At 72.8% G+C, this 25067-nt stretch carries 19 protein-coding genes, 1 rRNA gene and 1 pseudogene; 16 read left to right on the top strand and 5 right to left on the bottom strand.

The window, feature by feature from the left end:
- From rrf to ACGFYU_RS34320, 3 genes and pseudogenes are all read left to right on the top strand, one after another.
- Positions 1-91 (top strand): 5S ribosomal RNA (gene rrf, locus ACGFYU_RS34330); the annotation flags it as partial.
- Between the two features lie 213 nt (positions 92-304).
- A pseudogene (locus ACGFYU_RS34325) lies at positions 305-1042 on the top strand (hypothetical protein); the annotation flags it as partial.
- A gap of 282 nt (positions 1043-1324) precedes the next feature.
- On the top strand, positions 1325-2152 hold the full coding sequence (locus ACGFYU_RS34320) for a hypothetical protein (RefSeq protein ID WP_393831219.1): 828 nt from the start codon (positions 1325-1327) through the stop codon (positions 2150-2152).
- A gap of 75 nt (positions 2153-2227) precedes the next feature.
- On the opposite strand, the gene ACGFYU_RS34315 is transcribed toward ACGFYU_RS34320, so the two are convergent.
- Entirely contained in the window at positions 2228-3499 is a 1272-nt protein-coding gene (locus ACGFYU_RS34315; RefSeq protein ID WP_393831217.1) for a DUF1015 family protein, read from the bottom strand.
- A gap of 113 nt (positions 3500-3612) precedes the next feature.
- Here ACGFYU_RS34315 and ACGFYU_RS34310 point away from each other — a divergent pair, with 113 nt between their 5' ends.
- From ACGFYU_RS34310 to ACGFYU_RS34295, 4 genes are read left to right on the top strand one after another with little or no spacing between them, the layout of a single operon-like run.
- Complete coding sequence (locus ACGFYU_RS34310; protein ID WP_393831216.1) at positions 3613-4647, top strand: HAD hydrolase-like protein; 1035 nt, start codon at positions 3613-3615, stop codon at positions 4645-4647.
- A 50-nt stretch (positions 4648-4697) separates the two neighbouring features.
- Positions 4698-5756 (top strand): FecCD family ABC transporter permease, encoded by a 1059-nt coding sequence (locus ACGFYU_RS34305; protein WP_393831215.1) that lies wholly within the window; start codon positions 4698-4700, stop codon positions 5754-5756.
- A complete protein-coding gene (locus ACGFYU_RS34300) occupies positions 5753-6799 on the top strand; it encodes a FecCD family ABC transporter permease (protein ID WP_393831214.1) in 1047 nt (348 codons plus the stop codon). Before ACGFYU_RS34305 ends, ACGFYU_RS34300 begins: the two co-directional genes overlap by 4 nt.
- A 17-nt stretch (positions 6800-6816) precedes the next feature.
- Entirely contained in the window at positions 6817-7626 is an 810-nt protein-coding gene (locus ACGFYU_RS34295) for an ABC transporter ATP-binding protein (RefSeq protein ID WP_393831213.1), read from the top strand.
- Between the two features lie 72 nt (positions 7627-7698).
- On the opposite strand, the gene ACGFYU_RS34290 is transcribed toward ACGFYU_RS34295, so the two are convergent.
- Complete coding sequence (locus tag ACGFYU_RS34290; RefSeq protein ID WP_393831212.1) at positions 7699-8046, bottom strand: SCP2 sterol-binding domain-containing protein; 348 nt, start codon at positions 8044-8046, stop codon at positions 7699-7701.
- Between the two features lie 64 nt (positions 8047-8110).
- Between ACGFYU_RS34290 and ACGFYU_RS34285 the strand changes: the two genes are divergently transcribed.
- The 5 genes from ACGFYU_RS34285 to ACGFYU_RS34265 all read left to right on the top strand — a co-directional run bounded on the left by ACGFYU_RS34285 (position 8111) and on the right by ACGFYU_RS34265 (position 13330).
- Positions 8111-8344: a hypothetical protein gene (locus ACGFYU_RS34285; protein ID WP_393831211.1), complete on the top strand. Its 234-nt coding sequence runs from the start codon at positions 8111-8113 to the stop codon at positions 8342-8344.
- Positions 8345-8351: 7 nt separating this feature from the next.
- Positions 8352-9167 carry a TlyA family RNA methyltransferase gene (locus ACGFYU_RS34280; protein WP_393831210.1) on the top strand — a complete coding sequence of 272 codons (816 nt, stop codon included), beginning with the start codon at positions 8352-8354 and terminating at the stop codon, positions 9165-9167.
- On the top strand, positions 9164-10108 hold the full coding sequence (locus tag ACGFYU_RS34275) for an NAD kinase (protein ID WP_393831209.1): 945 nt from the start codon (positions 9164-9166) through the stop codon (positions 10106-10108). The genes ACGFYU_RS34280 and ACGFYU_RS34275 overlap by 4 nt, the downstream gene beginning before the upstream one ends.
- 97 nt (positions 10109-10205) lie before the next feature.
- A complete protein-coding gene (gene recN, locus ACGFYU_RS34270; RefSeq protein WP_393831218.1) occupies positions 10206-11930 on the top strand; it encodes a DNA repair protein RecN in 1725 nt (574 codons plus the stop codon).
- Between the two features lie 266 nt (positions 11931-12196).
- Positions 12197-13330, top strand: a complete 1134-nt coding sequence (locus ACGFYU_RS34265) for a glycosyltransferase family 4 protein (RefSeq protein ID WP_393831208.1) — start codon at positions 12197-12199, stop codon at positions 13328-13330.
- 371 nt (positions 13331-13701) lie between these two features.
- On the opposite strand, the gene ACGFYU_RS34260 is transcribed toward ACGFYU_RS34265, so the two are convergent.
- Entirely contained in the window at positions 13702-15327 is a 1626-nt protein-coding gene (locus tag ACGFYU_RS34260; RefSeq protein WP_393831207.1) for a PucR family transcriptional regulator, read from the bottom strand.
- 181 nt (positions 15328-15508) lie between these two features.
- Here ACGFYU_RS34260 and ACGFYU_RS34255 point away from each other — a divergent pair, with 181 nt between their 5' ends.
- Both ACGFYU_RS34255 and ACGFYU_RS34250 read left to right on the top strand, forming a co-directional pair.
- Positions 15509-17131: an APC family permease gene (locus ACGFYU_RS34255; RefSeq protein WP_393831206.1), complete on the top strand. Its 1623-nt coding sequence runs from the start codon at positions 15509-15511 to the stop codon at positions 17129-17131.
- Between the two features lie 12 nt (positions 17132-17143).
- Complete coding sequence (locus ACGFYU_RS34250) at positions 17144-18775, top strand: flavin monoamine oxidase family protein (protein ID WP_393831205.1); 1632 nt, start codon at positions 17144-17146, stop codon at positions 18773-18775.
- 11 nt (positions 18776-18786) lie between these two features.
- On the opposite strand, the gene ACGFYU_RS34245 is transcribed toward ACGFYU_RS34250, so the two are convergent.
- Both ACGFYU_RS34245 and ACGFYU_RS34240 read right to left on the bottom strand, forming a co-directional pair.
- Positions 18787-20169, bottom strand: a complete 1383-nt coding sequence (locus ACGFYU_RS34245; protein WP_393831204.1) for an FAD-binding protein — start codon at positions 20167-20169, stop codon at positions 18787-18789.
- Positions 20170-20220: 51 nt separating this feature from the next.
- Positions 20221-22026: a glycoside hydrolase family 15 protein gene (locus ACGFYU_RS34240; protein ID WP_393831203.1), complete on the bottom strand. Its 1806-nt coding sequence runs from the start codon at positions 22024-22026 to the stop codon at positions 20221-20223.
- Positions 22027-22512: 486 nt separating this feature from the next.
- Here ACGFYU_RS34240 and ACGFYU_RS34235 point away from each other — a divergent pair, with 486 nt between their 5' ends.
- On the top strand, positions 22513-24165 hold the full coding sequence (locus ACGFYU_RS34235; RefSeq protein WP_393831202.1) for a CTP synthase: 1653 nt from the start codon (positions 22513-22515) through the stop codon (positions 24163-24165).
- Positions 24166-24246: 81 nt separating this feature from the next.
- Entirely contained in the window at positions 24247-24879 is a 633-nt protein-coding gene (locus ACGFYU_RS34230; RefSeq protein ID WP_393831201.1) for an NUDIX domain-containing protein, read from the top strand.
- Positions 24880-25067 lie beyond the last annotated feature (188 nt).

Genomic DNA, 25067 nt, shown 5'->3' with positions numbered 1-25067 from the left:
GCCCGGTTACATTCCGAACCCGGAAGCTAAGCCTTTCAGCGCCGATGGTACTGCAGGGGGGACCCTGTGGGAGAGTAGGACGCCGCCGAACAATCTTTCAAAGGACCCTTGGTCCAGCGTTCAACGCTGGACCAAGGGTCCTTTTTGTTTTGCCTTGTATTACGCCGAAGCGCGGCCATGGGTTGGTTGCGCGAGAATGACTAGCGGTACCCCGAAGACAGGAGTCACACCCATGTCCAACTCTCCCGACGATCGTCCGGAGCGCGAGCCTCGGCGCAACGACGGCGGTGACAGGGGCGGCTACCGCGGGGGCCGTGACGACCGGGGTGGGGACCGTCCCTCGTTCCGTCGTGACGACCGCGGTGGTCGACCGGCCGGCAGTGGCGGCGGTTTCCGTCGCGATGACCGCGGCGGGCGTCCCGCCGGCGGAGGTGGCGGTGGCTACCGAGGCCGCGACGACCGTGGTGGCGACCGTCCGAGCTACCCGCGCCGCGACGATGACCGCGGTGGCTACCGCGGCGGTCGTGACGACCGCGGTGGGGACCGTCCGTCCTTCCGTCGTGACGACCGGGGTGACCGGCCGTCGTACCCGCGTCGGGACGACGAGCGCGGTGGTTTCCGTCGTGACGACCGTGGCGACCGGGGTGAGCGCCCCAGCTACCCGCGTCGTGACGACCGTGGTGGCGACCGCCCGTCCTTCCGTCGCGATGACCGGGGTGAGCGTCCGAGCTACCCGCGTCGTGATGACCGTGGTGGGGACCGTCCGTCGTTCCGTCGTGACGACCGGGGTGACCGGCCGTCGTACCCGCGTCGCGATGACGAGCGCGGTGGTTTCCGTCGTGATGACCGTGGCGACCGGGGTGAGCGTCCGAGCTACCCGCGTCGTGATGACCGTGGTGGAGACCGTCCGTCGTTCCGTCGTGACGACCGGGGTGACCGGCCGTCGTACCCGCGTCGCGATGACGACCGCGGTGGGCGTCCCTCGTACCCGCGTCGGGACGACGACCGCGGTGGGCGTCCCTCGTACCCGCGTCGGGACGACGACCGCGGTGGCTTCCGTCGTGACGACCGTGGCGGCCGTGATGACCGCGGTGGTTTCCGTCGTGACGACCGCGGTGATCGCGGCGACCGGCCGTCCTACCCGCGTCGTGACGACCGGGGTGGCGACCGCGGCGGGTACCGGGGTCGTGACGACCGTGGTGGCTACCGTGGCGGCCGTGATGACCGTGGTGGCGACCGCGACTACCGTGCGGACCGCGACCGGGACCCGGTCAAGCGGCTTCCGATCGACGAGGACGTCACCGGTCTCGAGATCGACGCCGATGTGCGTCAGGAGCTGCTGAGCCTGCCCAAGGGGCTGGCCGAGGAGGTCTCCAAGAACCTGGTCATGGTCGCGCGCCTGATCGACGAGGACCCCGAGCAGGCGTACGCGTACTCGCGCATCGCCCTGCGGCTGGCCTCCCGTGTCGCCGCCGTCCGCGAGGCCGCCGGCTTCGCCGCGTACGCCACGCAGAAGTACAGCGAGGCGCTCGCGGAGTTCCGTGCCGCCAAGCGCATGACCGGCTCGGTCGAGCTGTGGCCCGTCATGGCCGACTGCGAGCGCGGCCTCGGCCGTCCGGAGCGGGCGCTGGCCATGGCCGGCGAGCCCGAGGTGCAGAAGCTGGACAAGGCCGGCCAGGTCGAGATGCGGCTGGTCGCTGCCGGTGCCCGGCGGGACCAGGGGCAGCTCGAGGCCGCCATCGTGACCCTGCAGAGCCCGGAGCTGGCCTCCAGCTCCGTCCAGCCCTGGACCGCGCGCCTGCGGTACGCCTACGCCGACGCCCTGCTGGCGGCCGGTCGTGAGGACGAGGCGCGCGAGTGGTTCGGCAAGACCCTCGAAGCGGACAAGGACGGGGCCACGGACGCCTCCGACCGCCTCGCCGAGCTCGACGGGGTCGAGTTCCTCGACGCCGCGGTCGACATCGCCGACGAGGACGAGGACGAGGACGACGGCCAGGACCCGGCCGAGGTCGCCGCGGCCGAGCGTGCCTCCGACGTCGCCGAGTACTACGACGAGGACGACGAGGAGTACGAGCCGCTGGAGCAGCCCGAGGCCGACTTCGACGTGACGGACGAGGTCGTCGTCGAGGACGAGGGCAAGGACAAGGCGTGACGTTGAAGCGCCGATGACATGAGGAAGGGCGGTACCCCACGGGGGGTACCGCCCTTCCTCATGTCCGGGGCGTGCTCAGGACAGGCCGCGCAGGACCAGGCCGGTGGCCGGTTTCGGGCCGAAGGAGGTGGACTTGCGGGGCATGGTGACGCCCTGGCGGGCCAGGTCCCGTACGACTTCCTCCCGGACGGGGTGCAGCAGGACCGCGGTGCCCCCGTGGCGTTCGGCCATGGCCACGGTGGCGGCGGCGTCGTGGATGTAGGTGATCTGGTCCGGGGTGTCGGGGACGTGCCACACAGCGTCGAGCAGGGTGGCGTGCAGGACGGTGGCGTCCAGCCGGCGCCAGGCCTCGGGGCGGTCGTGCCGGACCGTGCGGTCGAGGAGATCCAGGTCGGGGTCGGTGACCAGGTGGAAGGTGCCGTCGCCGGTGAGGAGGAAGGCGTTGCCCCGCTCCGCGGCGTCTTCGAGGGCCTCCAGGGCGAGGGAGAGCGGCCCGTCGACCCGGTGGACCCGGAAGGAGCCGGCTACCGCGGCCAGGGCGTCCGCGAGCGGGAGGCGGCGCAGCATGCGGTGGATGGCGCGGACCTGGAGCGGGTAGCGGGCGGTGTCCACGAGGAGGACCAGGCCGAAGTCCCAGGCGGTGGGGGAGCCGTGCTCCTCCTGGAGGCGCAGGTAGGTCGCCCAGCGGTGGTGGCCGTCGGCGATGAGGGCCTGGCGGTGGCTGAGATCGGCCGTGACGATGGCGAGCTCCGCCGGGTCCGTGATGGCCCAGAGGCGGTGCTGGAAACCGTCCTCGGTGGTCGTGGAGAGGAGGGGGGCGCGCCGGGCGGTGTTCTCCACGACCGCGGCCGCGCCCGCCGCGGGGTCGTCGCCGCGGTAGGTGAGGAGGAGGGGTTCGAGATTGGCCGAGGTGGCCCGCATCAGGCCGGCCCGGTCGGTGACCACGTCGGGCATGACGTCCTCGTGGGGCAGGACGATGCCGGCGTCGGCGGCGGACAGGGCGAGGGCGCCGATGACGCCGCGCTGGAGCAGGCCGGGCCTGCTCTGCTCGTACACGTAGAGCGCGGGCTCGGGGTCGGCGCTGAGGATGCCCTCGGCCAGCCAGTCGTGGAGGGTGCGCGCGGCCTGTTCGTTGCGGGCGGCGGGGGTGCCGGCCTGCGGGAGGATCAGGCGGACGATGTTGTGGGGGTCGGCGGATTCGAGGTGGTCGACTCCGTCGGGGCGTACGACCACGTCGTACGGCGGCGAGGTGACGGCGGCCAGGCTGCCGACACGCTCCGGGACATAGCGCAGGCCGTGGAAGGGGATCAGGCGCAGGCCGTGGTCCGCGGTGCCAGATGTGGTCATTGGTGCATGGTAAGACGCGTCTCGCGATGCGGGATGATCGGGGGAGTACGGAATCGGACAAGACGGATCTCCCCCAGCTACCGCTGGGAGGGGCCCCCAGAGGAGCGGACAGAATGACCCGGCAGAGCAGGACCAGTCCCGCGGCGAGTGAGCGGAGTCTCCACCAGGCGTACGACACGGCCCTGCTGGACCTCGACGGTGTGGTGTACGCGGGCGGTGAGGCCATCGCCCACGCCGTGGAGTCCCTCGCCGTGGCCCGGGCGGAGGGGATGCACCTCGCGTACGTCACGAACAACGCGCTGCGTACGCCGGACGCGGTCGCCGAGCACCTCGGCGAGCTGGGCATCCCGACGGAGGCGGGCGAGGTGATCACCTCGGCGCAGGCGGTGGCCCGGCTGATCGCGGAGCAGGTGGAGCCGGGGTCGAAGGTGCTGGTGATCGGAGGGGAGGGGCTGCGGGTCGCGCTGCGCGAGCGCGGGCTGGTGCCGGTCGAGTCTGCCGACGAGGCGGGTCTGGCGGCGGTCGTCCAGGGGTACGGCGGCCCGGACCTCTCCTGGGGGCGGTTCGCGGAGGCCTCGTACGCGATCAACCGGGGCGTGCCGTGGTTCGCGTCCAACACCGATCTGACGATTCCGGGGGCGCGGGGGATCGCGCCGGGCAACGGGGCGGCGGTGGAGGTCGTACGGATCGCCACGGGCGCGGAGCCGCAGGTGGCGGGCAAGCCGCTGCCCCCGATGCACCGGGAGACGGTGCTGCGGACCGGGGCGGAGCGGCCGCTGGTGGTCGGGGACCGGCTGGACACGGACATCGAGGGGGCGTTCAACGGCGAGGTGGACTCGCTGCTGGTGCTGACCGGGGTGACGGACGCGGCGCAGCTGGTGCGGGCCGAGCCCCGGCACCGGCCGACGTACGTGGACCGGGATCTGCGGGGGCTGCTGACCGGCCAGCCGGAGGTCGAGCCGGTCGAGGAGGGCTTCCGCTGCGGCGCTTGGACCGCGGTCGCGCTGGACGGCGTACTGGAGCTGCGCGGCGAGGACGGGGATCCGATCGACGGGCTGCGGGCGCTGTGCGCGGCGGCCTGGACGGAGGCCGGGGACGGGGTCTGCACGCTCGACGCGGCGAAGGCGCTGGCCAGGCTGGGGCTTTAGGGGTTCGAGGGGGACCCGATGGAGGCGGAGGGTAGGCTAACCTAACCTCCGTGTTGGTCGAGAGTCCCCCTGAACCCGAACCGAGCACGGTGCCCGCGCAGGCCGCCGTCGCCCGCCCGCGCCATGCCGCGCGAGCCGCCGGTCTGCTCGGCGCCCTCGCGGTGCTCGCGCTGATCGCGGTCGTGAGCATCGCCGTGGGCGCCAAGCAGATGCCCCTCGACGAGGTCTGGCACGGCCTGTTCGCCTACGCGGGGACCCCCTCCGACGTGGTGGTGCGGGACCTGCGGGTGCCGCGCACCCTCCTCGGGCTGATGGTCGGGCTCGGACTCGGCCTGTCCGGGGCGGTCATGCAGGCGCTGACCCGCAACCCGCTGGCCGAGCCGGGCATCCTCGGCGTCAACGCCGGGGCCGCGGCCGCCGTGGTCTCCGCCATCAGCTTCTTCGGCGCGAGTTCGCTGAGCGAGTTCGTGTGGTGGGCGTTCCTCGGTGCGGCGGTCGTCTCCGTCGTCGTCTACGTGCTCGGCGGCAGCCGCAGCGCGACGCCGGTACGCCTGGCCCTCGCCGGTACGGCCGCCAGCGCGGCCCTCGTCGGCTACATCAACGCCGTGCAGCTGATGGACAGCAAGGCGCTGGACAAGCTGCGCTTCTGGACGGTCGGTTCGCTGGCCTCGGCCAACATGGACACCGTCCGGCAGGTCGCGCCCTTCCTCCTGGTCGGCGCGGTGCTCGCGCTGTCGCTGGGCCGGCCGCTCAACGCGATGGCCATGGGCGACGACACCGCGCGGGCGCTCGGCGCCCACCTGACGCGGACCCGGATCGGCGCGATGCTCGCCATCACCCTGCTGTGCGGTGCGGCGACCGCCGCCTGCGGGCCCATCGTCTTCATCGGGCTGATGATCCCGCACCTCGTCCGGGCGTTCACCGGTCCCGACATGCGCTGGGTGCTCGCGTACTCGGCCGTCCTGTCACCCGTCCTGCTGCTCGGCGCCGACGTCATCGGACGGGTCGTCACCCGGCCCGCCGAGCTGCAGGTCGGCGTCGTGACCGCGCTCATCGGCGGGCCCGTCTTCATCTACCTGGTTCGGCGCAAGAGGATGGCCCAGCTGTGACCGTGACCGCCAAAGCCCGTCCGCTGCGCCTGCCCGGCGGGATCTCGCTGCGGGTCGAGCGGCGTGCCCTGGCCGTGGGGGTGCTCCTCGCCGTCGCCGCGTTCGCGCTGGCCGTGCTGCTCATCGGCACCGGGGACTTCGACATCGCGCCGTGGGACGTCGTACAGGCCCTGAGGGGCAACGGCACTCCCGCCAACGACTTCATCGTCAACGACCTGCGGCTGCCGCGGGTCTTGGTCGCCCTGCTCGTCGGCGCCGCCCTCGGGATGGCCGGAGCCGTCTTCCAGTCCGTCTCCCGCAACCCGCTCGGCTCCCCGGACCTGCTCGGCTTCGGGTACGGCTCGGTGGTCGGCGCGCTCGTCGTCATCATCCTGTTCAAGGGAGGCGCCACCGAGGTGGCCGTCGGCGCGCTGGTGGGCGGCCTGCTCGCCGGAGCCGCCGTCTACCTGCTGGCGTACAAGAAGGGCATCCAGGGCTACCGGCTGGTGCTCGTCGGCATCGGCGCCTCCGCGATGCTCCTCGCCGTGATCCAGTACCTGATCACCAAGGCCCAGATGATCGAGGCCACCCGCGCCATGGTCTGGCTGACCGGCTCGCTGGCCGGGCGGGACTGGGCGCAGGTGTGGCCGCTGCTCGCGGTCTGCGCGGTGCTCTTCCCTCTGGTCCTCGGGCAGGGCCGGGCCCTGCGGATGATGGAGATGGGCGACGACGCCGCGTACGCCCTGGGGGTGCGGGTGGAGCGCACGCGGCTGCTGCTGATGCTCGCGGCGATCCTGCTGACCACCGCGGCGAGCGCCGCGGCCGGGCCCATCAGCTTCGTCGCGCTGGCCGCGCCGCAGCTGGCCCGGCGGCTGACCCGGTCGCCCGGCGGGAACCTGGCGACCGCCGCGCTGATGGGGTCGGTGCTGCTGCTGGTGTCCGACTGGGCCTCCCAGCGGGCCTTCGGCGCCGACCAGTTGCCGGTGGGTGTGGTGACCGGGCTCGTCGGTGGTGTCTATCTGCTCTGGCTGCTCGTCACCGAGCGCAAGGCGGGACGTATATGAACTCTAGGAGTGGGCAAGTGCAGCGGCTGACCGCGGAGAACGTGACCCTCGGCTACGACCGGCGGGTCATCGCCGAGAACCTGTCGGTGGAGATCCCCGACCACTCCTTCACGGTGATCGTCGGCCCCAACGCGTGCGGCAAGTCCACGCTGCTGCGGGCGCTGTCGCGGATGCTGAAGCCGTCGGAGGGGCGGGTGCTGCTCGACGGGCAGGCCATCGGGTCGATGCCGGCGAAGAAGGTCGCCAAGACCCTGGGGCTGCTCCCGCAGTCCTCGATCGCGCCGGACGGCATCACGGTGGCCGACCTGGTCTCGCGGGGGCGCTACCCGCACCAGGGGCTGCTGCGGCAGTGGTCGGCGGAGGACGAGCGGATCGTGGCGGAGTCGATGGCCTCGACCGGGGTCGCCGAACTGGCCGACCGGGCCGTGGACGAGCTGTCGGGCGGGCAGCGGCAGCGGGTGTGGATCGCGATGGCGCTGGCGCAGCAGACGCCTCTGCTGCTGCTGGACGAGCCGACGACGTACCTGGACATCCAGCACCAGATCGACGTGCTGGACCTGTGCGCGGAGCTGCACGAGACGCGGGGGCGGACGCTGGTGGCGGTGCTGCACGATCTCAACCACGCGGCTCGGTACGCGACGCATCTGATCGCGATGCGGGGCGGGGAGGTCGTGGCCGAGGGGGCGCCGGGGGAGGTCGTCACAGCGGAGCTGGTGGAGAAGGTCTTCGGCCTGAAGTGTCAGGTCATCCCCGACCCGGAGACGGGGACGCCGCTGGTGATCCCGGCGGCGCGGCGGTCCCGTGCGGGGGCTCGCGCCGCCGTCTAGCGGGCCGGGGCCCGGCTCCCCGGGGCTCCGCCCCGGACCCCGCGCCTCAAACGCCGGCAGGGCTGGATCTGGCTAGAGGAGGCTCTTCAGGCGAAGGAGGTCGCGGAAGCCGGCTTCCAGTTTCACTCTGCCCGAGGTCCAGGCCTTGGCGAATTTGAGGTCGCCCGCGACCAGGGCGACCAGGTCGTCGCCGGTCATGGCCAGGCGGATCTCGGCCTTCGTGGCGGGCGGGCCGGGGGCGACCGCCTCCACCCGGATCCGGCCGTCGTCGAGGCGGCCCGTGAAGGTCTGGTCGAGGTCCGTGATGTGGCAGCTCAGGGAGCGGTCGAGCGCGGCCGCGCCGCGGACGCCGCCGTCCGCGCCGGCGAGGTTGTCGGAGAGTTGGTCGAGTGCGGCTCGGCACTGATCGATCGTAGCCATCGTGATCACGACCGTACCGCAGAGCCGTGCGTGGTCGCGGGGCGCTTCGGGGTAGCGTCGGGGCATGACCGACGGCATGACCGAGGAAGACGCCGCCGAGCCCGCCGCGCTGGGCGTCGTACGCACGCCCACCGGGCACGACGCAGTCGACGCGCACCTGGCCCGGCTGGCCGACGCCGACCACCTCCCTGCGGACGGACACCTCGCCGTGTACGAGGATGTCCACAGGGGGCTGCGCGAGGCGCTGAGCGCGCTGGACGCACCGCCCGTCCCCGGTCCGTACGAAAACAGGAGCTGAACCGAACGTGGCAGGAGTGGCACGCCGCCGCCTGGACGCCGAACTGGTACGCCGCAGCATGGCCCGCTCGCGCGAGCACGCCGCGCAGCTGATCGCCGCGGGCCGGGTGACCGTGGGCGGCACCACCGCGACCAAGGCCGCCACCCAGGTCGAGACCAGTGCGGCCCTCGTGGTCCTCAAGGACGACAGCGATCCCGACTACGTCTCGCGGGGCGGCCACAAGCTGGCCGGCGCGCTCGCCGCGTTCGTGCCGCGGGGGCTGGTCGTCGAGGGCCGTCGGGCGCTGGACGCGGGTGCCTCCACGGGCGGGTTCACCGATGTGCTGCTGCGCGCCGGTGTCGCGCACGTGGTGGCCGTGGACGTCGGCTACGGGCAGCTGGCCTGGTCGCTGCAGAGCGACGACCGGGTCACCGTCAAGGACCGGACGAACGTGCGCGAGCTGACGCTCGAGCAGATCGACGGGACGCCGGTGGATCTCGTCGTCGGCGACCTGTCCTTCATCTCCATCGGCCTGGTGCTGCCCGCGCTCGTCGGGTGCTGCGCGCCCGACGCCGATCTTGTGCTGATGGTGAAGCCGCAGTTCGAGGTCGGCAAGGAGCGGCTCGGCAGCGGTGGCGTGGTGCGCAGCGCGGAGCTGCGGGCCGAGGCCGTACGGGACGTGGCGGCGCAGGCGTGGAAGCTGGGGCTGGGGGTGCTCGGGGTGACGGCGAGTCCGCTCCCGGGGCCGTCGGGGAACGTCGAGTACTTTCTGTGGCTGCGGGCGGGGGCACCGGCACTCGACGCGGCGGATGTTGACCGTGCAGTGGCGGAGGGGCCGCAGTGACAGATTCATCGGGTTCGGGGGGTTCAGTGGATTCGGTCGGTTCGGCAGGGGGGCGGACCGTGTTCCTGCTCGCGCACACCGGGCGGCCGGCGGCCATCCGCAGTGCGGAGCTGGTCGTCAAGGGCCTGCTGCGGTGCGGGCTGGGCGTACGGGTCTTCGCACACGAGGCGGCGGACCTGCCGCTGCCGCGCGAGGTCGAGCTGGTCACCGAGTCCACCCCGGGGGTGCTGGACGGCTGTGAGCTGCTGATCGTGCTGGGCGGGGACGGGACCCTGCTGCGGGGCGCCGAGTTCGCGCGCGCCTCGGGGGTGCCGATGCTGGGCGTCAACCTGGGGCGGGTGGGCTTCCTCGCGGAGGCCGAGCGCGACGACCTGGACAAGGTCGTGGACCGGGTGGTGACGCGCGAGTACGAGGTCGAGGAGCGGATGACCCTCGACGTGATCGTGCGCACGAACGGCGACGTGGTCCACCGGGACTGGGCGCTGAACGAGGCCGCGGTCCAGAAGGTGTCGCCGGAGCGGATGCTCGAGGTGGTCCTGGAGATCGACGGGCGCCCGGTGTCCGGCTTCGGCTGCGACGGGATCGTCTGCGCGACCCCGACCGGCTCGACGGCGTACGCCTTCTCCGCGGGCGGGCCCGTGGTCTGGCCGGAGGTGGAGGCGCTGCTGATGGTGCCGATCAGCGCGCACGCGCTGTTCGCGAAGCCGCTGGTCACCTCGCCGGACTCGGTGCTGGCCGTGGAGGTGCAGACCGGGACACCGCACGGTGTGCTGTGGTGTGACGGCCGGCGCATGCTGGAGCTGCCGGCCGGGGCCCGGGTGGAGGTCCGGCGTGGGGCGGTGCCGGTGCGGCTCGCGCGGCTGCACCACGCGTCCTTCACGGACCGGCTCGTCGCGAAGTTCGCGCTGCCCGTGGCGGGGTGGCGCGGGGCGCCCCACTGAGACCGTCCCCAATAGCACGTGCGTTCGGAGAATTGCGGGCGGGTGACGTCACATGGCACCCGGGAAACCTCGGTATGGTCGTCCCGTGCTTGAGGAGATGCGGATACGGTCGCTCGGGGTCATCGACGACGCGGTGGTCGAGCTGTCGCCCGGTTTCACCGCGGTGACCGGCGAGACCGGTGCGGGCAAGACGATGGTCGTCACCAGCCTCGGGCTGCTGCTCGGCGGACGCGCCGATCCGGCGCTCGTACGGATCGGGGCCAAGGCCGCGGTCGTCGAGGGCCGCATCGTCATGCGCCCGGACGCCCCCGCGGCCGTGCGCGCCGAGGAGGCCGGGGCCGAGCTCGACGACGGCGCCCTGCTGATCAGCCGGACCGTGTCCGCCGAGGGGCGTTCGCGCGCCCACGTCGGCGGCCGCTCCGTGCCCGTCGGCCTGCTTGGCGAGCTCGCGGACGACCTGGTCGCCGTGCACGGGCAGACCGACCAGCAGGGGCTGCTGCGGCCCGCCCGGCAGCGGCAGGCCCTGGACCGGTACGCCGGGGACGCCGTCGCCGTCCCGCTGGAGAAGTACGGCTCGGCCTACCGCCGGCTGCGCGGGGTCGCCGTGGAGCTGGAGGAGATCACCACCCGGGCCCGGGAACGGGCCCAGGAGGCGGACCTGCTGCGCTTCGGGCTCGACGAGATCGCGGCCGTGGAGCCGGTGGCCGGCGAGGACGCCGAGCTGGCGGCGGAGGCGGAGCGGCTCGGGCACGCCGAGTCCCTGTCCTCGGCGGCCCAGGCCGCGCACGCCGCGCTCGCCGGCAATCCCGAGGATCCCGAGGGCATCGACGCGAACACCCTCGTCGCGGGCGCCCACCGGGCCCTGGAGTCCGTACGGTCCCACGACCCGGCCCTCGGCGCGCTCGCCGAGCGGATCGGGGAGCTGGGCATCCTGCTGTCCGACGTGGCCGGGGAACTGGCGGGCTACGCCGACGACCTGGACGCCGATCCGCTGCGGCTGGCGGCGGTGGAGGAGCGGCGGGCGGCCCTGACCCAGCTGACGCGCAAGTACGGCTCCGACGGCACCGTGGACGCGGTGCTGGAGTGGGCCGAACGGGGCGCGGCGCGGCTGCTGGAGCTGGACGGCGACGACGAGCGGATCACCGAGCTGACCGCCGAGCGGGACGGGCTGCGGTCCGAACTGTCGCTGCTGGCACAGGCGCTGACGGACGCGCGGGTGGAGGCGGCGACCCGGTTCGCCTCGGCCGTGACGGCGGAGCTGGCGTCGCTGGCGATGCCGCACGCGCGGGTGACCATCGACATCCGACAGGACGAGGACCCGGACGGGGTGGAGGTGGGCGGCCGCGCCGTCGCCTACGGCCCTTCGGGCGCGGACGAGGTCGAGCTGCTGCTGGCCCCGCACCCCGGAGCCCAGCCGCGGCCGATCGCCAAGGGTGCCTCGGGCGGTGAGCTGTCCCGGGTGATGCTGGCCGTGGAGGTCGTGTTCGCGGGCTCCGACCCGGTGCCCACGTACCTCTTCGACGAGGTCGACGCGGGTGTCGGCGGCAAGGCGGCGGTCGAGGTGGGCCGGCGGCTGGCGAAGCTGGCCAAGTCGGCGCAGGTCGTGGTCGTCACGCACCTGCCGCAGGTCGCGGCCTTCGCAGACCGGCAGCTGCTGGTGGAGAAGACCAACGACGGGTCCGTGACGCGCAGCGGGGTCACCGTCCTGGAGGGCGAGGACCGGATCCGCGAGCTGTCGCGCATGCTGGCCGGCCACGAGGACTCGGTGTCGGCGCGGGCGCACGCCGAGGAACTCCTCGCGGCGGCGCGGGCGGACGGCTGACCGGTCCGCGGGCGGTGAGGCGGGACCGGGGGTCCGGGGCGCGGGGCGCTCCGGGCCCCCGGTCGTTCTCCGTCTTGTGTCGTTGGGGCGTCGAGGTGTCGGGGCGTCGGGGCGTCGGGGTGACGTTCGGCTAGCCCGTGTGGGTGAGGCTGGGGGGTGTCCTGAGGTATCTCTCACGGTATCCGCACTCGTATGGTCCCGGAACGCGCGTGCGGACTGGCATCCTGGGCGACGTCTCTGACTCCCTCACCCTGGAGCTTCGGCCCGTGAGCAGCTCCCCGGTCTCCGCCTCCCCTCCGGCACAGCCCTATGGGCGGCCGCCGCTCCGTACCGTCCAAGTGCTGGGCGGGGCCGCGGGCGTGGGCAGCAGCGCGCACGTGCGGTCGCTGACGACCGGGCTCGCCGCGCGCGGGGTACGGGTCACGGTGTGCGCGCCCGTCGAGGCGGAGGGGGAGTACGACTTCACCGGCGCCGGGGCGCAGTTCGCGCCCGACGCGGTGGGCGTGCTGCGGGCGGCGTGCGCCGGGGCCGACGTGGTGCACGCGCACGGGGTGCGGGCCGGGCTGCGGGCCGCGCTGGCCCTGCGGGGGCGGCGGGTGCCCCTGGTGGTGAGCTGGCACGGTGACGGCCCGGAGGCGGCCGGTGCGCTCGGGCGGCTGAGCCGGATGCTGGAGCGGCACGTGGCGCGGGCCGCGGCGGTGGTGCTGGGGGCCTCGTCGGACCAGGTGGACCTCGCGCGGCTGCGGGGGGCGCGGGACGCGCGGCTCGCGCCGGTGGCCGCGGTGGCGGCGGTGCCTGCGGCGGCCGCCGGCCGGGCGGATGCGGATCCGGGGAAGGCGCGGGCGGAACTCGGGGCGGTGGCACGGCCGTTGCTGATCGCGGTCGGGAGCCTGGTGCCGCACCGGGGGTACTCCGTACTGCTCGACGCGGCGCGGGAGTGGCGGACGCTGGACCCGCTGCCGCTGTTGGTGATCGCGGGGGAGGGGCCGCTGCGGGCCGAACTGTCCCGGCGGATCCAGGCGGAGGCGCTCCCCGTACGGCTGCTGGGGCGGCGCCGGGACGCGGCGCAACTGCTGGCGGCGGCGGACGTGGCGGTGCTGCCGAGCCGGTGGGAGGAGCGGGCCCTGCTGGCGCAGGAGGCGCTGCGGGTGGGGGTGCCGTTGGTGGCGACGGCGGTGGGGGGCGTGCCGGAGCTGGTGGGCGAGGGCGCGGTGCTGGTCCCGCCGGGGGACGCGGGGGCCCTCGCCTCCGCCGTGGCCGGCCTGCTGGCGGATCCGGACCGACGGGCGGAGCTGGCCGCTGCCGGGCGGGTGCAGGCCGCGACATGGCCGTCGGAGGACGACACGGTGGCGCAGGTCCTGTCGGTGTACGACGAGCTGATGGAACGGGCCCGCCGGTAGCCCCGGCGGGCGCCGCGCCGCTACGGGGGCTCCGCCCCGACCCCCCGCGCCTCAACCGCCGGCGGGGCTGGGTTTGCCCGGCGTTTGAGGGCACCGGCACGGAGCGCACGTACGGGGTCCGGGGGAGGTGGAAGGGCGGGTAGGGGACACCCCCGCAGGGCCGCTCGCCCCGTGCTCGCATCCGCCTCGGCTTCCGCTCCCGCCCCGGCCCCCGCATCCGCACACGTCAGCGCCCCGCCCCGGCTCCGGTGCCACACACGGCAGCGCCCACGACCGGTGGCGGGATCCCGCCCAGCCATCGCCGGACGGAGTTCGGCGCAGCCCTCCAAAGCCCGGGAGGCCCGCCAGGGCCGAGTGGTGCGAGAAGGGCGTCAGGAAGGAGAAGGGGCATGGCGGCGGGCGCGGAGGGCCAGGCTGAGGGAGAGGACCGTTTCGGGGTCGTCCAGGTCCGTGCCAAGGAGTTCGGAGATGCGGGCCAGGCGGTTGTAGAGGGTCTGGCGGTTGAGGTGGAGCTCGCGCGCCGTCTCCGCCTTGCGGCCCGCGTGGGCCAGGTACGTCTCCAGGGTCGGGAGCAGAGGGGGGCGGGACGTGGCGTCGTGGGTGCGGAGCGGGCCGATCGCGCGGTCCACGAAGGCCGCCAGGTCGGGGTGTTCGCGCAGCCGCCACAGGAGCAGGTCGATGTCCAGGCGGCGGGCGTCGTACCAGGGCCGCGCCGGGAGGCCGTGGGCCGCCGTGGCGGTCTCCGCGGCGTGGCGCAGGCCCGCCGAGGCCGCCGCCCAGCCGCCCGCGACCCCGACGACCACCGCCGGAGGCGCCCCCGCACGGTCGAGGCCGGCCCGTTCCACGCCCGCCCGCAGGGCGGTGGCCACCCGGTCCGCCACCGCCGTGCGTTCGGATTCGCTGCGCAGGGAGACCAGCAGGGGTACGCGGCCCTCCACCGGGCGGACCCCCAGCAGCACCGGGACCCCGACCGAGGACAGCTCCTCCAGCACCGCGCGGGCCAGGACCGCCCAGTTGCCGGAGGGGGCCAGTTCCGAGGACAGCCGCATCACCACGGGGAGCAGTGGGCCGCCGCCCGGCTTGAAGCCCAGGACGCGGGCCTGCGCCGGGGCGTCCTCCGCCGAGATGCGGCCCTCCGCCAGGTCCGTCAGGAAGTCGCCGCGGCCGCGCGCCGCCAGTTCCTCCTCCTGGCGGGCCTGCATCAGGACGACGGCAAGGACGCCCGCCGTGCGTTCGGCCGCCATCCGGTGGACGGGCTGCAGCGGGCCCGAGACCCCGACCAGCACCACCCGGGCGCGGACGGAACCCGTGCCGTGCCCGCCGCCCGGTACGTCGATCACCACCGTGTTCGCCGACGGCTCGGCCTCCCGCTGGCCGCGCAGGCCCTCCCACACCTGGAGCGGGTCCGCGCCCGCGTCCCCCGCCGAGCTGCCGGCCGCGTACAGCAGCTGCCCGTCCGGGGTCTCCAGGAAGACCGGGTTGCCCGTGAAGTCGGCGAGGATCCGCAGGACTTGCGGGATGCCGCCACCGCCCAGCAGGGCCTCCGTACATCGCCGGTGGACCTCCTCGGCCCGCTGGAGCAGCGCGTAGTGGTGGTTGACGATCTCGGTGTGGACCTCCTCCGTGACGGTGACGAAGGGGACCTCGCGGTGGAGTTGGACGAGCGGGAGGCCCGCCGCGCGGGCCGTCTCCACGATCGTCGCCGGGAGCCGGGTGAACCGCGGGCCCAGCTCGACCACCAGCGCGGCGATCCCCCGGTCCGCGAGGCGGCGTACGAAGGCACGCTGCTCGGCCGGCCGCGTGCCGAGGCCGAGTCCCGTGGTCAGCAGCAGCTCGCCGCCCTTGAGCAGGGACGCGATGTTCGGCACCTCGCCCGCGTGCACCCAGCGGACGGTCCGGCCCAGCCGGTCGGCGCAGGCCACCACCTCCGGCAGCCCGCTGCGCAGCCCCGGCAGCTCCAGTGCCCGCTGAACCGTGATTCCGCCCTGGTTGTCCATAGCGCGGGACGCTACCGGCCGCCCTGTTCCGATCACATCACCGGCCGGTTGCGGAGGGGCGTTTGCCCCCATCCGGCCCGACAACTCGTCGCCCCCTCAAGGAGATTATCGGACCACGTGCCGATTGTGGTCTGCGTCACTTGCGGTGAGAGTGGGCGCCCTCCACACGGAAGAGGAAGCCATGAGCAGAGGTACCACCGGTCGGAAGTCCTCCCCAGCGCCCGAGGCATCCGCCGCCCCGCAGGTGCAGCGGCTCAAAGCCAACTCGGTCGGGCTGGTCGGCGTCGTCTTCATGGCCGTCGCCACCGCCGCCCCGATCACCGCCATGACCGGCAACCTCCCCATCGCCGTCGGCTTCGGGAACGGCACCGGCGCCCCGGCCGGCTATCTCTTCGCGACCCTCGTCCTGACCGTCTTCGCGGTCGGCTACGTGGCCATGGCCAAGCGCATCACCGCCGCCGGCGCCTTCTACGGCTACATCTCGCACGGCCTCGGCCGCATCGCCGGCATGGCGTCCGGGATGCTCGCCGTCCTCGCCTACATCGTCTTCGAGGCCTCGATCGTCGGGGTCTTCTCCTACTTCGCCAAGACCACCGTCCACGACCAGCTCGGCGTCGACCTGCCCTGGGTCCTGTACGCGGCCGCGATGCTCGCCGTCACCGCCGCCCTCGCCCACTTCGACATCAACCTCACCGCCAAGGCCCTCGGCGTGATGCTCGTCGCCGAGATCGCCGTGCTGTTCGCCGTCGCCACCGCCGTACTGATCGCGGGCGGCGGCCCGGACGGCATCCCGCTGGAGCCGGTCAACCCGAAGAACGCCTTCACCGGCACCTCCGCCGGCCTCGGCCTCTTCTTCGCCTTCTGGTCCTGGGTCGGCTTCGAGTCCACCGCCATGTACGGCGAGGAGTCCCGCGACCCGAAGCGGGTCATCCCCAAGGCGACGCTGATCTCCGTCGTCGGTGTCGGCCTCTTCTACATCTACGTCTCCTGGATGACCATCGCCGGCAACGGGCTCGGCAAGTCCGTCGAGCTCTCCGCCTCCACCAGCCCCCTCGACCTCTTCTTCGCCCCCACCCAGACCTTCATCGGCGCCTGGGCCGTCGACGCCTTCCAATGGCTGCTGCTCACCGGCTCCTTCGCCTGCGGCATGGCATTCCACCAGTGCGCCGCCCGCTACCTCTACGCCATCGGCCGCGAGGGCTTCCTCTCCCCGAAGCTCGGCCGCACCCACGTCAAGCACGGTTCGCCGTACGTGGCCTCGGTCGTGCAGACCGCCATCGCCACCGCGCTCGTCGCCGGCTTCTGGCTCACCGGGCAGGACCCGTACCTGCACCTCTACACCCTGCTCGCGATCCTCGGCACCATGGCGATCCTGATCGTCCAGACGCTGTGTTCCTTCGCCGTCATCGGGTACTTCCGCAAGAACCACCCCGAGGACCGGCACTGGTTCAAGACCTTCACCGCCCCGCTGCTCGGCGGTATCGGCATGACGGCCGTCGTGGTCCTGCTGGTGCTCAACATGGAGACCGCCGCCGGCAGCGCGGCCGGCTCCGTCTTCTTCAACCTGATCCCGTGGATCGTCGGCGCCGTCTTCCTCGGCGGCCTCGGCCTCGGCCTGTGGCTCAAGGCGGAGGCCCCCGAGCGCTACGAGATCATCGGCCGGATCGTCCTGGAGGACGCCGCGGAACGCCCCGCCGACCCGGTCGATCCCGCCGACACCGCCGACGAGCCGGGCCGGCCTGGCCTGACCGTCCCGCTCCCAAAGGGCGACACCTCGTCCGACTCCACTTCCGCGAACGTCTGAGGAGCCACCGCCATGGCCCGTACCCCCCTCATGCACGCCCTGCGCCGGCTCGCCGCCGAGCACGCCGCCGCGCAGCGCCTCGACATGCCCGCCGCCGAGGTCCGCGGCTCCACCCGCCGTGAACTCCTCGGCCGCGCGGCGGCCCTGGGCCTCGGCACCGCCCTCGCCGGCTCCGCCACGGCGACCGCGTACGCCGCCGAGACCGCCGCCGACAAGAAGCCCGTAGCCCCCGCCCGCGTCGCCGTGATCGGCGCCGGCATCTCCGGCCTGACCGCCGCCCTCACCCTCAAGGACGCGGGCGTCGACTGCACCCTCTACGAGGCCAACCCGAGCCGCGTCGGCGGCCGCATGTGGACCCAGCGCGGCCACTGGGCGTACGGACAGACCTCCGAGATCGGCGGCGAGCTGATCGACACCAGCCACAAGAAGATCCGGGCGCTCTGCCGCCGCTTCAACCTGCCCACCGAGGACTTCCTCGGCGGCGGCCCCAACGGGGCCGAGGAAGTCCTCTGGTTCAACGGGCAGTACTACCCCCGCACCCAGGCCGACGAGGACTTCAAGGCCGTCTACCATGCCCTGCACCGGGACCTCTCGCAGGCCGGGGAGGTCTCCTGGAACAGCAGCACCCCCACCGGGACCGCCCTCGACAACATGACCCTGTACGAGTGGATCGAGACCCGGGTCCCCGGCGGCCACGGCTCGCAGCTCGGCCGCTTCATCGACGTGGCCTACAACGTCGAGTACGGCGCCGACACCGATCAGCAGTCCGCGCTCGCCCTGGTCCTGCTGATGGGTTACCAGCCCAACCCGGGAAACTTCAACGTCTGGGGCCTGTCCGACGAGCGCTACCACATCACCGGCGGCAACGACCGGCTGCCGAACGCCATCGCCGCCGCCCTGCCCGCCGGCTCGATCGTCATGGGCCGCGAGCTGCTCGCCGTACGCGCCAACGCCGACGGCACCCAGACCCTGACCTTCAACGACTCCGGGTCCGTGCGCACCGCCGTCGCCGACCACACCATCCTGTGCGTGCCGCTGCCGATCCTCCAGCGCATCGACACCTCTCAGGCCGGTTTCGACCCGCTCATGCGGAGCCTGCTGCGCGACGCCCGGATGGGCTACTGCACCAAGCTCAACATGCAGTTCACCGCCCGCCCCTGGCGCGGCACCGGCCCCTGGCCCGGGGTCTCCGCGGGCGACTGCTTCACCGACTCCCCGGTCCAGCAGACCTGGGACACCACCAAGGTCCAGCCCGGCACCGGCGGGATCCTGCTCCAGTACGGCGGCGGCACCCTGGCCGGGGCGCTCACCCCGGGCACCCCCTTCGCCACCGAGTCCGACCCGTACGTACGGAACCTCGCGAGCCAGGTGCTGACGGGCGTGGACTCCTTCTTCCCGGGCACCAAGGCCGTGTGGACCGGCAAGGCCCAGCTCTCCGCCTGGCACCGCAACCCGTACTCCCTGGGGGCGTACTCGTACTGGCCCACCGGCTACCTGCACCGCTACGCCAAGTACGAGGGCACCGCGCAGGGCAACATCCACATCGGCGGAGAGCACTGCAGCTACGACTTCCAGGGCTTCATGGAGGGCGGCGCCACCGAGGGCGAGCGCGCGGCACGCGAGGTGATCGCCGCCCTCACGTGAGCTCTGAATGCTCAGGCGGGCGCGATGTTGTGGTTGAAGCGGAAGACGTTGTCCGGGTCGTACTGCCGCTTCAACTCGCCCAGCCGCCGCATGTTGTCGGGCCCGAGGCCGGCGACCACCCGGTCACCGCCCTCGTCCCCGGTGAAGTTGAGGTACACCGCGCCGGTGCTCCACGGCTGGACGTCGGCGCGGACGTCCTTGACCCACTGGCGGGCGCGTTCGTCGTCGGCCGGGTCCTCCCAGGCGGCGAACGGGTGCACCGCCCAGGGCGCGTCGCGGAACGGAACCGGGTAGTCGGCCGGACCCTCGGCGATCGCCCCGCCCTGCGGCCACACGACGTGCTGGCAGCCGCTCGGCACGGGCATGGAGTCCGCGCGGGCGCAGAACACGTCCACGAACTCGTCGGGCACGGCGGTCAGGTACTCGGCCGACCAGTAGTTCCGCATGCCCGGCGGGTCGTCGAGCATGCACTGGAGATCCGCGTAGGGGAGGGCCATCACCATCTCCACCTCGTGCGGGATCGCCAGCAGCGGCGCGGCCAGCCTGCGCAGCTCCTCCTCGGGGCCCGCGTAGGTGACCAGCGCACCGCACAGCAGCAGCCCCACCAAGTGCGGCGGGATGAACTCCTCGGGCGGGCCGGTCATGTAGATGGCGCCGCCGCCGGCCTCGCGCGGTGCGGAATCCATGACGTCCCGGTACGTACGGACCACCTCGGGCCCGCGCTCCGGCAGGTACAGCAGGAACGCGATGGACATGACCGGCAGCTCGTGCAGCCGCAGGGTCAGCGAGGTCGCGATGCCGAAGTTCCCGCCGCCGCCGTGCAGCCCCCAGAACAGCTCGGGGTGGTCCTGCGCGGTCGCCGTCACCATCTCGCCGCCGGCCGTGACCAGGTCCACGCCCAGCAGGTTGTCCACCGCCAGGCCGAACTTCCGGTCCAACCACCCGGTGCCGCCGCCCAGCACGAAGCCGCCGACCCCGGTGGTGGAGACGCGGCCGCCGGTGGTCGCCAGCCCGTACGGCTCGCAGGCCCGGTCCAGGTGGCTCATCGTGGCGCCCCCCTCGACGCGGACGGCCGACGCCCCGGGATGCACCGTCACCCCGTGCATCCGGCGCAGGTCCACCACCAGACCGCCGTCGTTGAGGGACATCCCGGCGACGCTGTGCCCGCCGCCGCGCACCGCGATCGGCAGGTCGAGCCGCCGCGCGAACCGCACGGCGCTCACCACGTCCACCGGGCTCTCGCACTGGGCGATGACGGCGGGCCTGCGGTCGATCATCCCGTTGTAGATCGCGCGGGCCTCGTCGTACCCCGGATCGCCCGGAGCGAAGACATCACCGGACAGATCCTCGCGGAGCTCGGCAAGCGCCGTGCCCGCCTTCGAGAGGGGCGCCATGGCTACCCCCTTCCGAGAGGTGCGGAAGGGCATACGACACTTCCAGGCTAGTCAGCCCCCGTACGCCCCGCTCGCCGTCAGCCGCAGGGCCGTGTCGATCAGGGGAACGTGGCTGAAGGCCTGGGGGAAGTTTCCGACCTGGCGCTGGAGGCGCGGGTCCCATTCCTCCGCCAGGAGCCCCAGGTCGTTGCGGAGCGAGAGGAGCTTCTCGAAGAGGCGCCGCGCCTCGTCCACCCGTCCGATCATCGCCAGGTCGTCGGCCATCCAGAACGAGCAGGCGAGGAAGGCACCCTCGTCGCCCTCCAGGCCGTCCACGCCGGCCTCGTCGCCCGCCGTCGGGTAGCGCAGGATGAAACCGTCGGGCGTGGACAGCTCGCGCTGGATCGCCTCGATGGTGCCGATGACCCGCTTGTCGTCGGGCGGCAGGAAGCCCATCTGCGGGATCAGCAGCAGGGAGGCGTCCAGCTCCTTCGACCCGTAGGACTGGGTGAAGGTGTTGCGCTCCTTGTCGTAGCCCTTCTCGCACACGTCCTGGTGGATCTCGTCGCGCAGCTCGCGCCACCGCTCCAGCGGGCCGTCCGCGTCCCCGCTCTCGATCAGCTTGATCGTGCGGTCCACGGCCACCCAGGCCATCACCTTCGAGTGCACGAAGTGGCGGCGCGGGCCGCGCACCTCCCAGATGCCCTCGTCCGGCTGGTCCCAGTGGGTCTCCAGGTAGCGGATCAGCTTCAGCTGGAGGAGCGAGGCGTAGTCGCTGCGGGCCAGGCCGGTCATGTGGCCCAGGTGCAGGGCCTCGGTGACCTCGCCGTACACGTCGAGCTGCAGCTGGCCGGCCGCGCCGTTGCCGACGCGGACCGGGCGGGAGTTCTCGTAGCCCGGCAGCCAGTCCAGCTCGGTCTCGCCGAGCTCCCGCTCGCCCGCGATCCCGTACATGATCTGCAGGTTCTCCGGGTCCCCGGCCACCGCGCGCAGCAGCCACTCGCGCCAGGCGCGGGCCTCCTCGCGGTACCCGGTGCGCAGCAGCGAGGAGAGGGTGATGGCCGCGTCGCGCAGCCAGGTGTAGCGGTAGTCCCAGTTGCGGACGCCGCCGATCTCCTCGGGCAGGGAGGTGGTCGGCGCGGCGACGATCCCGCCCGTGGGGCCGTACGTGAGGGCCTTGAGGGTGATCAGGGAGCGGACGACCGCCTCCCGGTAGGGCCCGTGGTACGTGCACTGCTCGACCCACTCGCGCCAGAACTCGGTGGTCGACTCCAGCGCCGCCTCGGCGTCGGGGGCCTCCGGCGCGCTCTTGTGCGAGCGCTCCCAGCTGATGCTGAAGGCCATCCGGTCGCCCGGCCCGACGGTGAAGTCGGAGTACGTGGTCAGGTCCTTGCCGTAGGTCTGCGTCTCGGTGTCCAGCCAGACCGAGTCGGGGCCGGCCACGGCGACCGTTCGCCCGTCGACCTTGTGCACCCAGGGCACGACGCGCCCGTAGCTGAACCGCATGCGCAGCGCGGAGCGCATCGGGACGCGCCCGCTGACGCCCTCCACGATGCGGATCAGCTGCGGGGCGTGGTCCTCGCGGGGCGGCATGAAGTCGATCACGCGGACGGTGCCGCGCGGGGTCTCCCACTCCGACTCGAGCACGAGCGAGTCGCCGCGGTAGCGGCGGCGGGTGGCACGCGGGGCCTCGGATCCCGCCGGGAACGCCGGGCCGATCCGCCAGAAACCGTGATCCTCGGTGCCGAGAATGCTCGCGAACACGGCATGGGAGTCGAAACGCGGCAGGCACAACCAGTCCACTGCCCCGTCCCGGCAGACCAACGCCGCGGTCTGCATGTCCCCGATCAGTGCGTAATCCTCGATGCGCCCGGACACGTTGCATCTCCAGTCGAAACGGTCACGTCCACCCCGAAGGGCGCTTGCATTGCGCTGGTTGCGCGGTCTCCTGTGTGTGGGGATCACCGCGTGAGAGCCATGATTCCGTATACCGGCCCGGTGAGAGTCGTCCGACGGACTGCTCGGCGGCGATGTGTGCGATATCCGAGCAGGATATGACGGCACCCTAGTGATCTCCTTAAGCCCCGGAAGAATGTGGCTACTCCAAACGGGTGAGCGGCCGGTACGCAGGCACGACGTCCCGCGGCGGCCCCGCGGCGCCACCGGACGGAACCTCCGCGCCGCGTGGCCGGAGGCGGACGGCTCCGGGCGCTGATAGGCTGGTACCCCGTGGACCGGTGGTCTGCCTGTGCGAATCAGGAGCCCCGAAACCGCAGCTTCGGCGCCCCCTGAGACCCTTCCGGATCGACGGTGGCCGGCGTCGGACGCACCTCACCTCGCGACCACGGGAGCCCCCTCTTGGCGATGCCGCCCAAATCTCTGACGACCAAGCACATCTTCGTCACCGGGGGTGTCGCTTCCTCCCTCGGCAAGGGCCTGACGGCCTCCAGCCTGGGTGCGCTGCTCAAGGCGCGGGGTCTTCGGGTCACGATGCAGAAGCTCGACCCGTACCTGAACGTCGACCCGGGCACCATGAACCCGTTCCAGCACGGCGAGGTGTTCGTCACCAACGACGGCGCCGAGACCGACCTGGACATCGGCCACTACGAGCGCTTCCTCGACGTCGACCTCGACGGCTCGGCCAACGTCACCACCGGCCAGGTCTACAACACGGTCATTGCCAAGGAGCGCCGCGGCGAGTACCTCGGCGACACCGTGCAGGTCATCCCGCACATCACCAACGAGATCAAGCACCGCATCCGCCGCATGGCGACCGAGGACGTCGACGTCGTCATCACCGAGGTCGGCGGCACCGTCGGCGACATCGAGTCGCTGCCGTTCCTGGAGACCGTCCGCCAGGTCCGCCACGAGGTCGGCCGCGACAACGTCTTCGTCGTGCACATCTCGCTGCTGCCCTACATCGGCCCCTCCGGTGAGCTGAAGACCAAGCCGACCCAGCACTCGGTCGCGGCGCTGCGCAACATCGGTATCCAGCCCGACGCGATCGTGCTGCGTGCCGACCGGGACGTCCCCACCTCGATCAAGCGCAAGATCTCGCTGATGTGCGACGTGGACGAGGCGGCCGTGGTCGCGGCCATCGACGCCAAGTCGATCTACGACATCCCGAAGGTGCTGCACACCGAGGGCCTGGACGCCTACGTCGTGCGCAAGCTCGACCTGCCCTTCCGCGACGTCGACTGGACGGTGTGGGAGGACCTGCTGGACCGGGTCCACAACCCCGACCACGAGGTCAAGGTCGCGCTCGTCGGCAAGTACATCGACCTGCCGGACGCCTACCTGTCGGTGACCGAGGCGCTGCGCGCCGGCGGTTTCGCCAACAAGGCCCGCGTCCAGATCAAGTGGGTCACCTCCGACGAGTGCAAGACCCCCGCGGGCGCGGCTGCGCAGCTGTCCGACGTGGACGCGATCTGCGTGCCCGGCGGCTTCGGCGACCGCGGCGTGAACGGTAAGGTCGGCGCGATCACCTACGCCCGCGAGAACAAGATCCCGCTGCTCGGCCTGTGCCTGGGTCTGCAGTGCGTGGTCATCGAGGCCGCGCGGAACCTGGCGGGCATCGAGGACGCGAACTCCACCGAGTTCGACGCCTCCACCGCCAACCCGGTCATCTCGACCATGGAGGAGCAGCTGGCCTTCGTCGAGGGCGCGGGCGACCTGGGCGGCACCATGCGTCTGGGCATGTACCCGGCGAAGCTCTCCGAGGGCTCCATCGTGCGCGAGGTCTACGGCGACCAGGCGTACGTGGACGAGCGCCACCGGCACCGCTACGAGGTGAACAACGCCTACCGCGGCGAGCTGGAGAAGAAGGCGGGCATCGTCTTCTCCGGCACCTCCCCGGACAACAAGCTCGTGGAGTACGTCGAGTACCCGCGCGAGGTGCACCCCTACCTGGTGGCCACCCAGGCCCACCCGGAGCTGCGCTCGCGCCCCACGCGCCCGCACCCGCTCTTCGCGGGCCTGGTCAAGGCGGCCGTGGAGCGGCAGCAGTCCGCGAAGTGATCCTGCGGACCGCATAACGTAGACAGCCGGGGTACGGAGGATCCGTACCCCGGCTGTCGCCGTTGTGGAGGGTTTCGGGGCATGAACATCAAGGACACGCCGGAGAGCTGGGAGACGGTGTCGACGCGGCGGCCGTTCCAGGGCGCGAAGACGGCGGTGAACTCCGACGAGGTCCGGATGCCGGACGGGTCGACGGCCCGCCGCGACTACCAGGTGCACCCGGGCTCGGTGTGCGTGCTGGCGCTGGACGAGGAGGGGCGGGTGCTGGTCCTCAGCCAGTACCGGCACCCGGTGGGGCGGCGGCTGTGGGAGCTGCCGGCCGGGCTGCTGGACGTGGCGGGGGAGAACCCGCTGCTCGGGGCGCAGCGCGAACTGTACGAGGAGGCGCACGTCAAGGCGGAGGACTGGCGGGTGCTGGCCGACTTCTACGCGTCGCCGGGTGGCTCGGACGAGGCGGTACGGGTCTTCCTCGCGCGGGACGTCTCGGAGGCGGAGGGGGAGCGGTACGCGGAGTCCGGCTCGGAGGAGGCCGACATGGAGGTGGCCTGGGTGCCGCTGGCGGACCTGGTCCGGGGTGTCCTGGCGGGCGAGCTGGGCAACCCGGGGCTGGTGACGGGAGTCCTGGCGCTCTCCGCCGCCCTCGCCGCCGACCCCGACCTCTCCGCCCTCCGCCCGGCCCTCGCCCCTTGGGCGGCCCGGCCGTACGAGGCGTAGCCGCCGCTGCTGGGGGCCGGGGCCGGGGCCGGGGCCGGGGCCGGGGTCGGGGACGGGGTGGGGTGTCGTCCGGGACGGGCTTCGATGTTCGGCGCCCTGTCCGGGGCTGTTGTGTCGGGCGGGAGCGTGCGCCGAATTCATCTCGTTTTAGTCCCGGACGACACCCCACCCCGCCCCCGCCCCCGGCC

The organism is Streptomyces sp. NPDC048337 (assembly GCF_043201175.1).
In the GTDB taxonomy this organism is placed as follows: domain Bacteria; phylum Actinomycetota; class Actinomycetes; order Streptomycetales; family Streptomycetaceae; genus Streptomyces.
This window is presented reverse-complemented; position numbering and strand designations above follow the sequence as displayed.

Excerpts from the sequence above, each read along its gene's own strand:
- ACGFYU_RS34230 (WP_393831201.1), top strand. The coding sequence starts at position 24,247 with ATGAACATCAAGGACACGCCGGAGAGCTGGGAGACGGTGTCGACGCGG.
- ACGFYU_RS34290 (WP_393831212.1), bottom strand. The coding sequence starts at position 8,046 with ATGGCTACGATCGATCAGTGCCGAGCCGCACTCGACCAACTCTCCGAC.
- ACGFYU_RS34315 (WP_393831217.1), bottom strand. The coding sequence starts at position 3,499 with ATGACCACATCTGGCACCGCGGACCACGGCCTGCGCCTGATCCCCTTC.
- ACGFYU_RS34260 (WP_393831207.1), bottom strand. The coding sequence starts at position 15,327 with ATGGACAACCAGGGCGGAATCACGGTTCAGCGGGCACTGGAGCTGCCG.
- ACGFYU_RS34310 (WP_393831216.1), top strand. The coding sequence starts at position 3,613 with ATGACCCGGCAGAGCAGGACCAGTCCCGCGGCGAGTGAGCGGAGTCTC.
- ACGFYU_RS34245 (WP_393831204.1), bottom strand. The coding sequence starts at position 20,169 with ATGGCGCCCCTCTCGAAGGCGGGCACGGCGCTTGCCGAGCTCCGCGAG.
- ACGFYU_RS34255 (WP_393831206.1), top strand. The coding sequence starts at position 15,509 with ATGAGCAGAGGTACCACCGGTCGGAAGTCCTCCCCAGCGCCCGAGGCA.
- recN (WP_393831218.1), top strand. The coding sequence starts at position 10,206 with ATGCGGATACGGTCGCTCGGGGTCATCGACGACGCGGTGGTCGAGCTG.
- ACGFYU_RS34250 (WP_393831205.1), top strand. The coding sequence starts at position 17,144 with ATGGCCCGTACCCCCCTCATGCACGCCCTGCGCCGGCTCGCCGCCGAG.
- ACGFYU_RS34235 (WP_393831202.1), top strand. The coding sequence starts at position 22,513 with ATGCCGCCCAAATCTCTGACGACCAAGCACATCTTCGTCACCGGGGGT.
- ACGFYU_RS34285 (WP_393831211.1), top strand. The coding sequence starts at position 8,111 with ATGACCGACGGCATGACCGAGGAAGACGCCGCCGAGCCCGCCGCGCTG.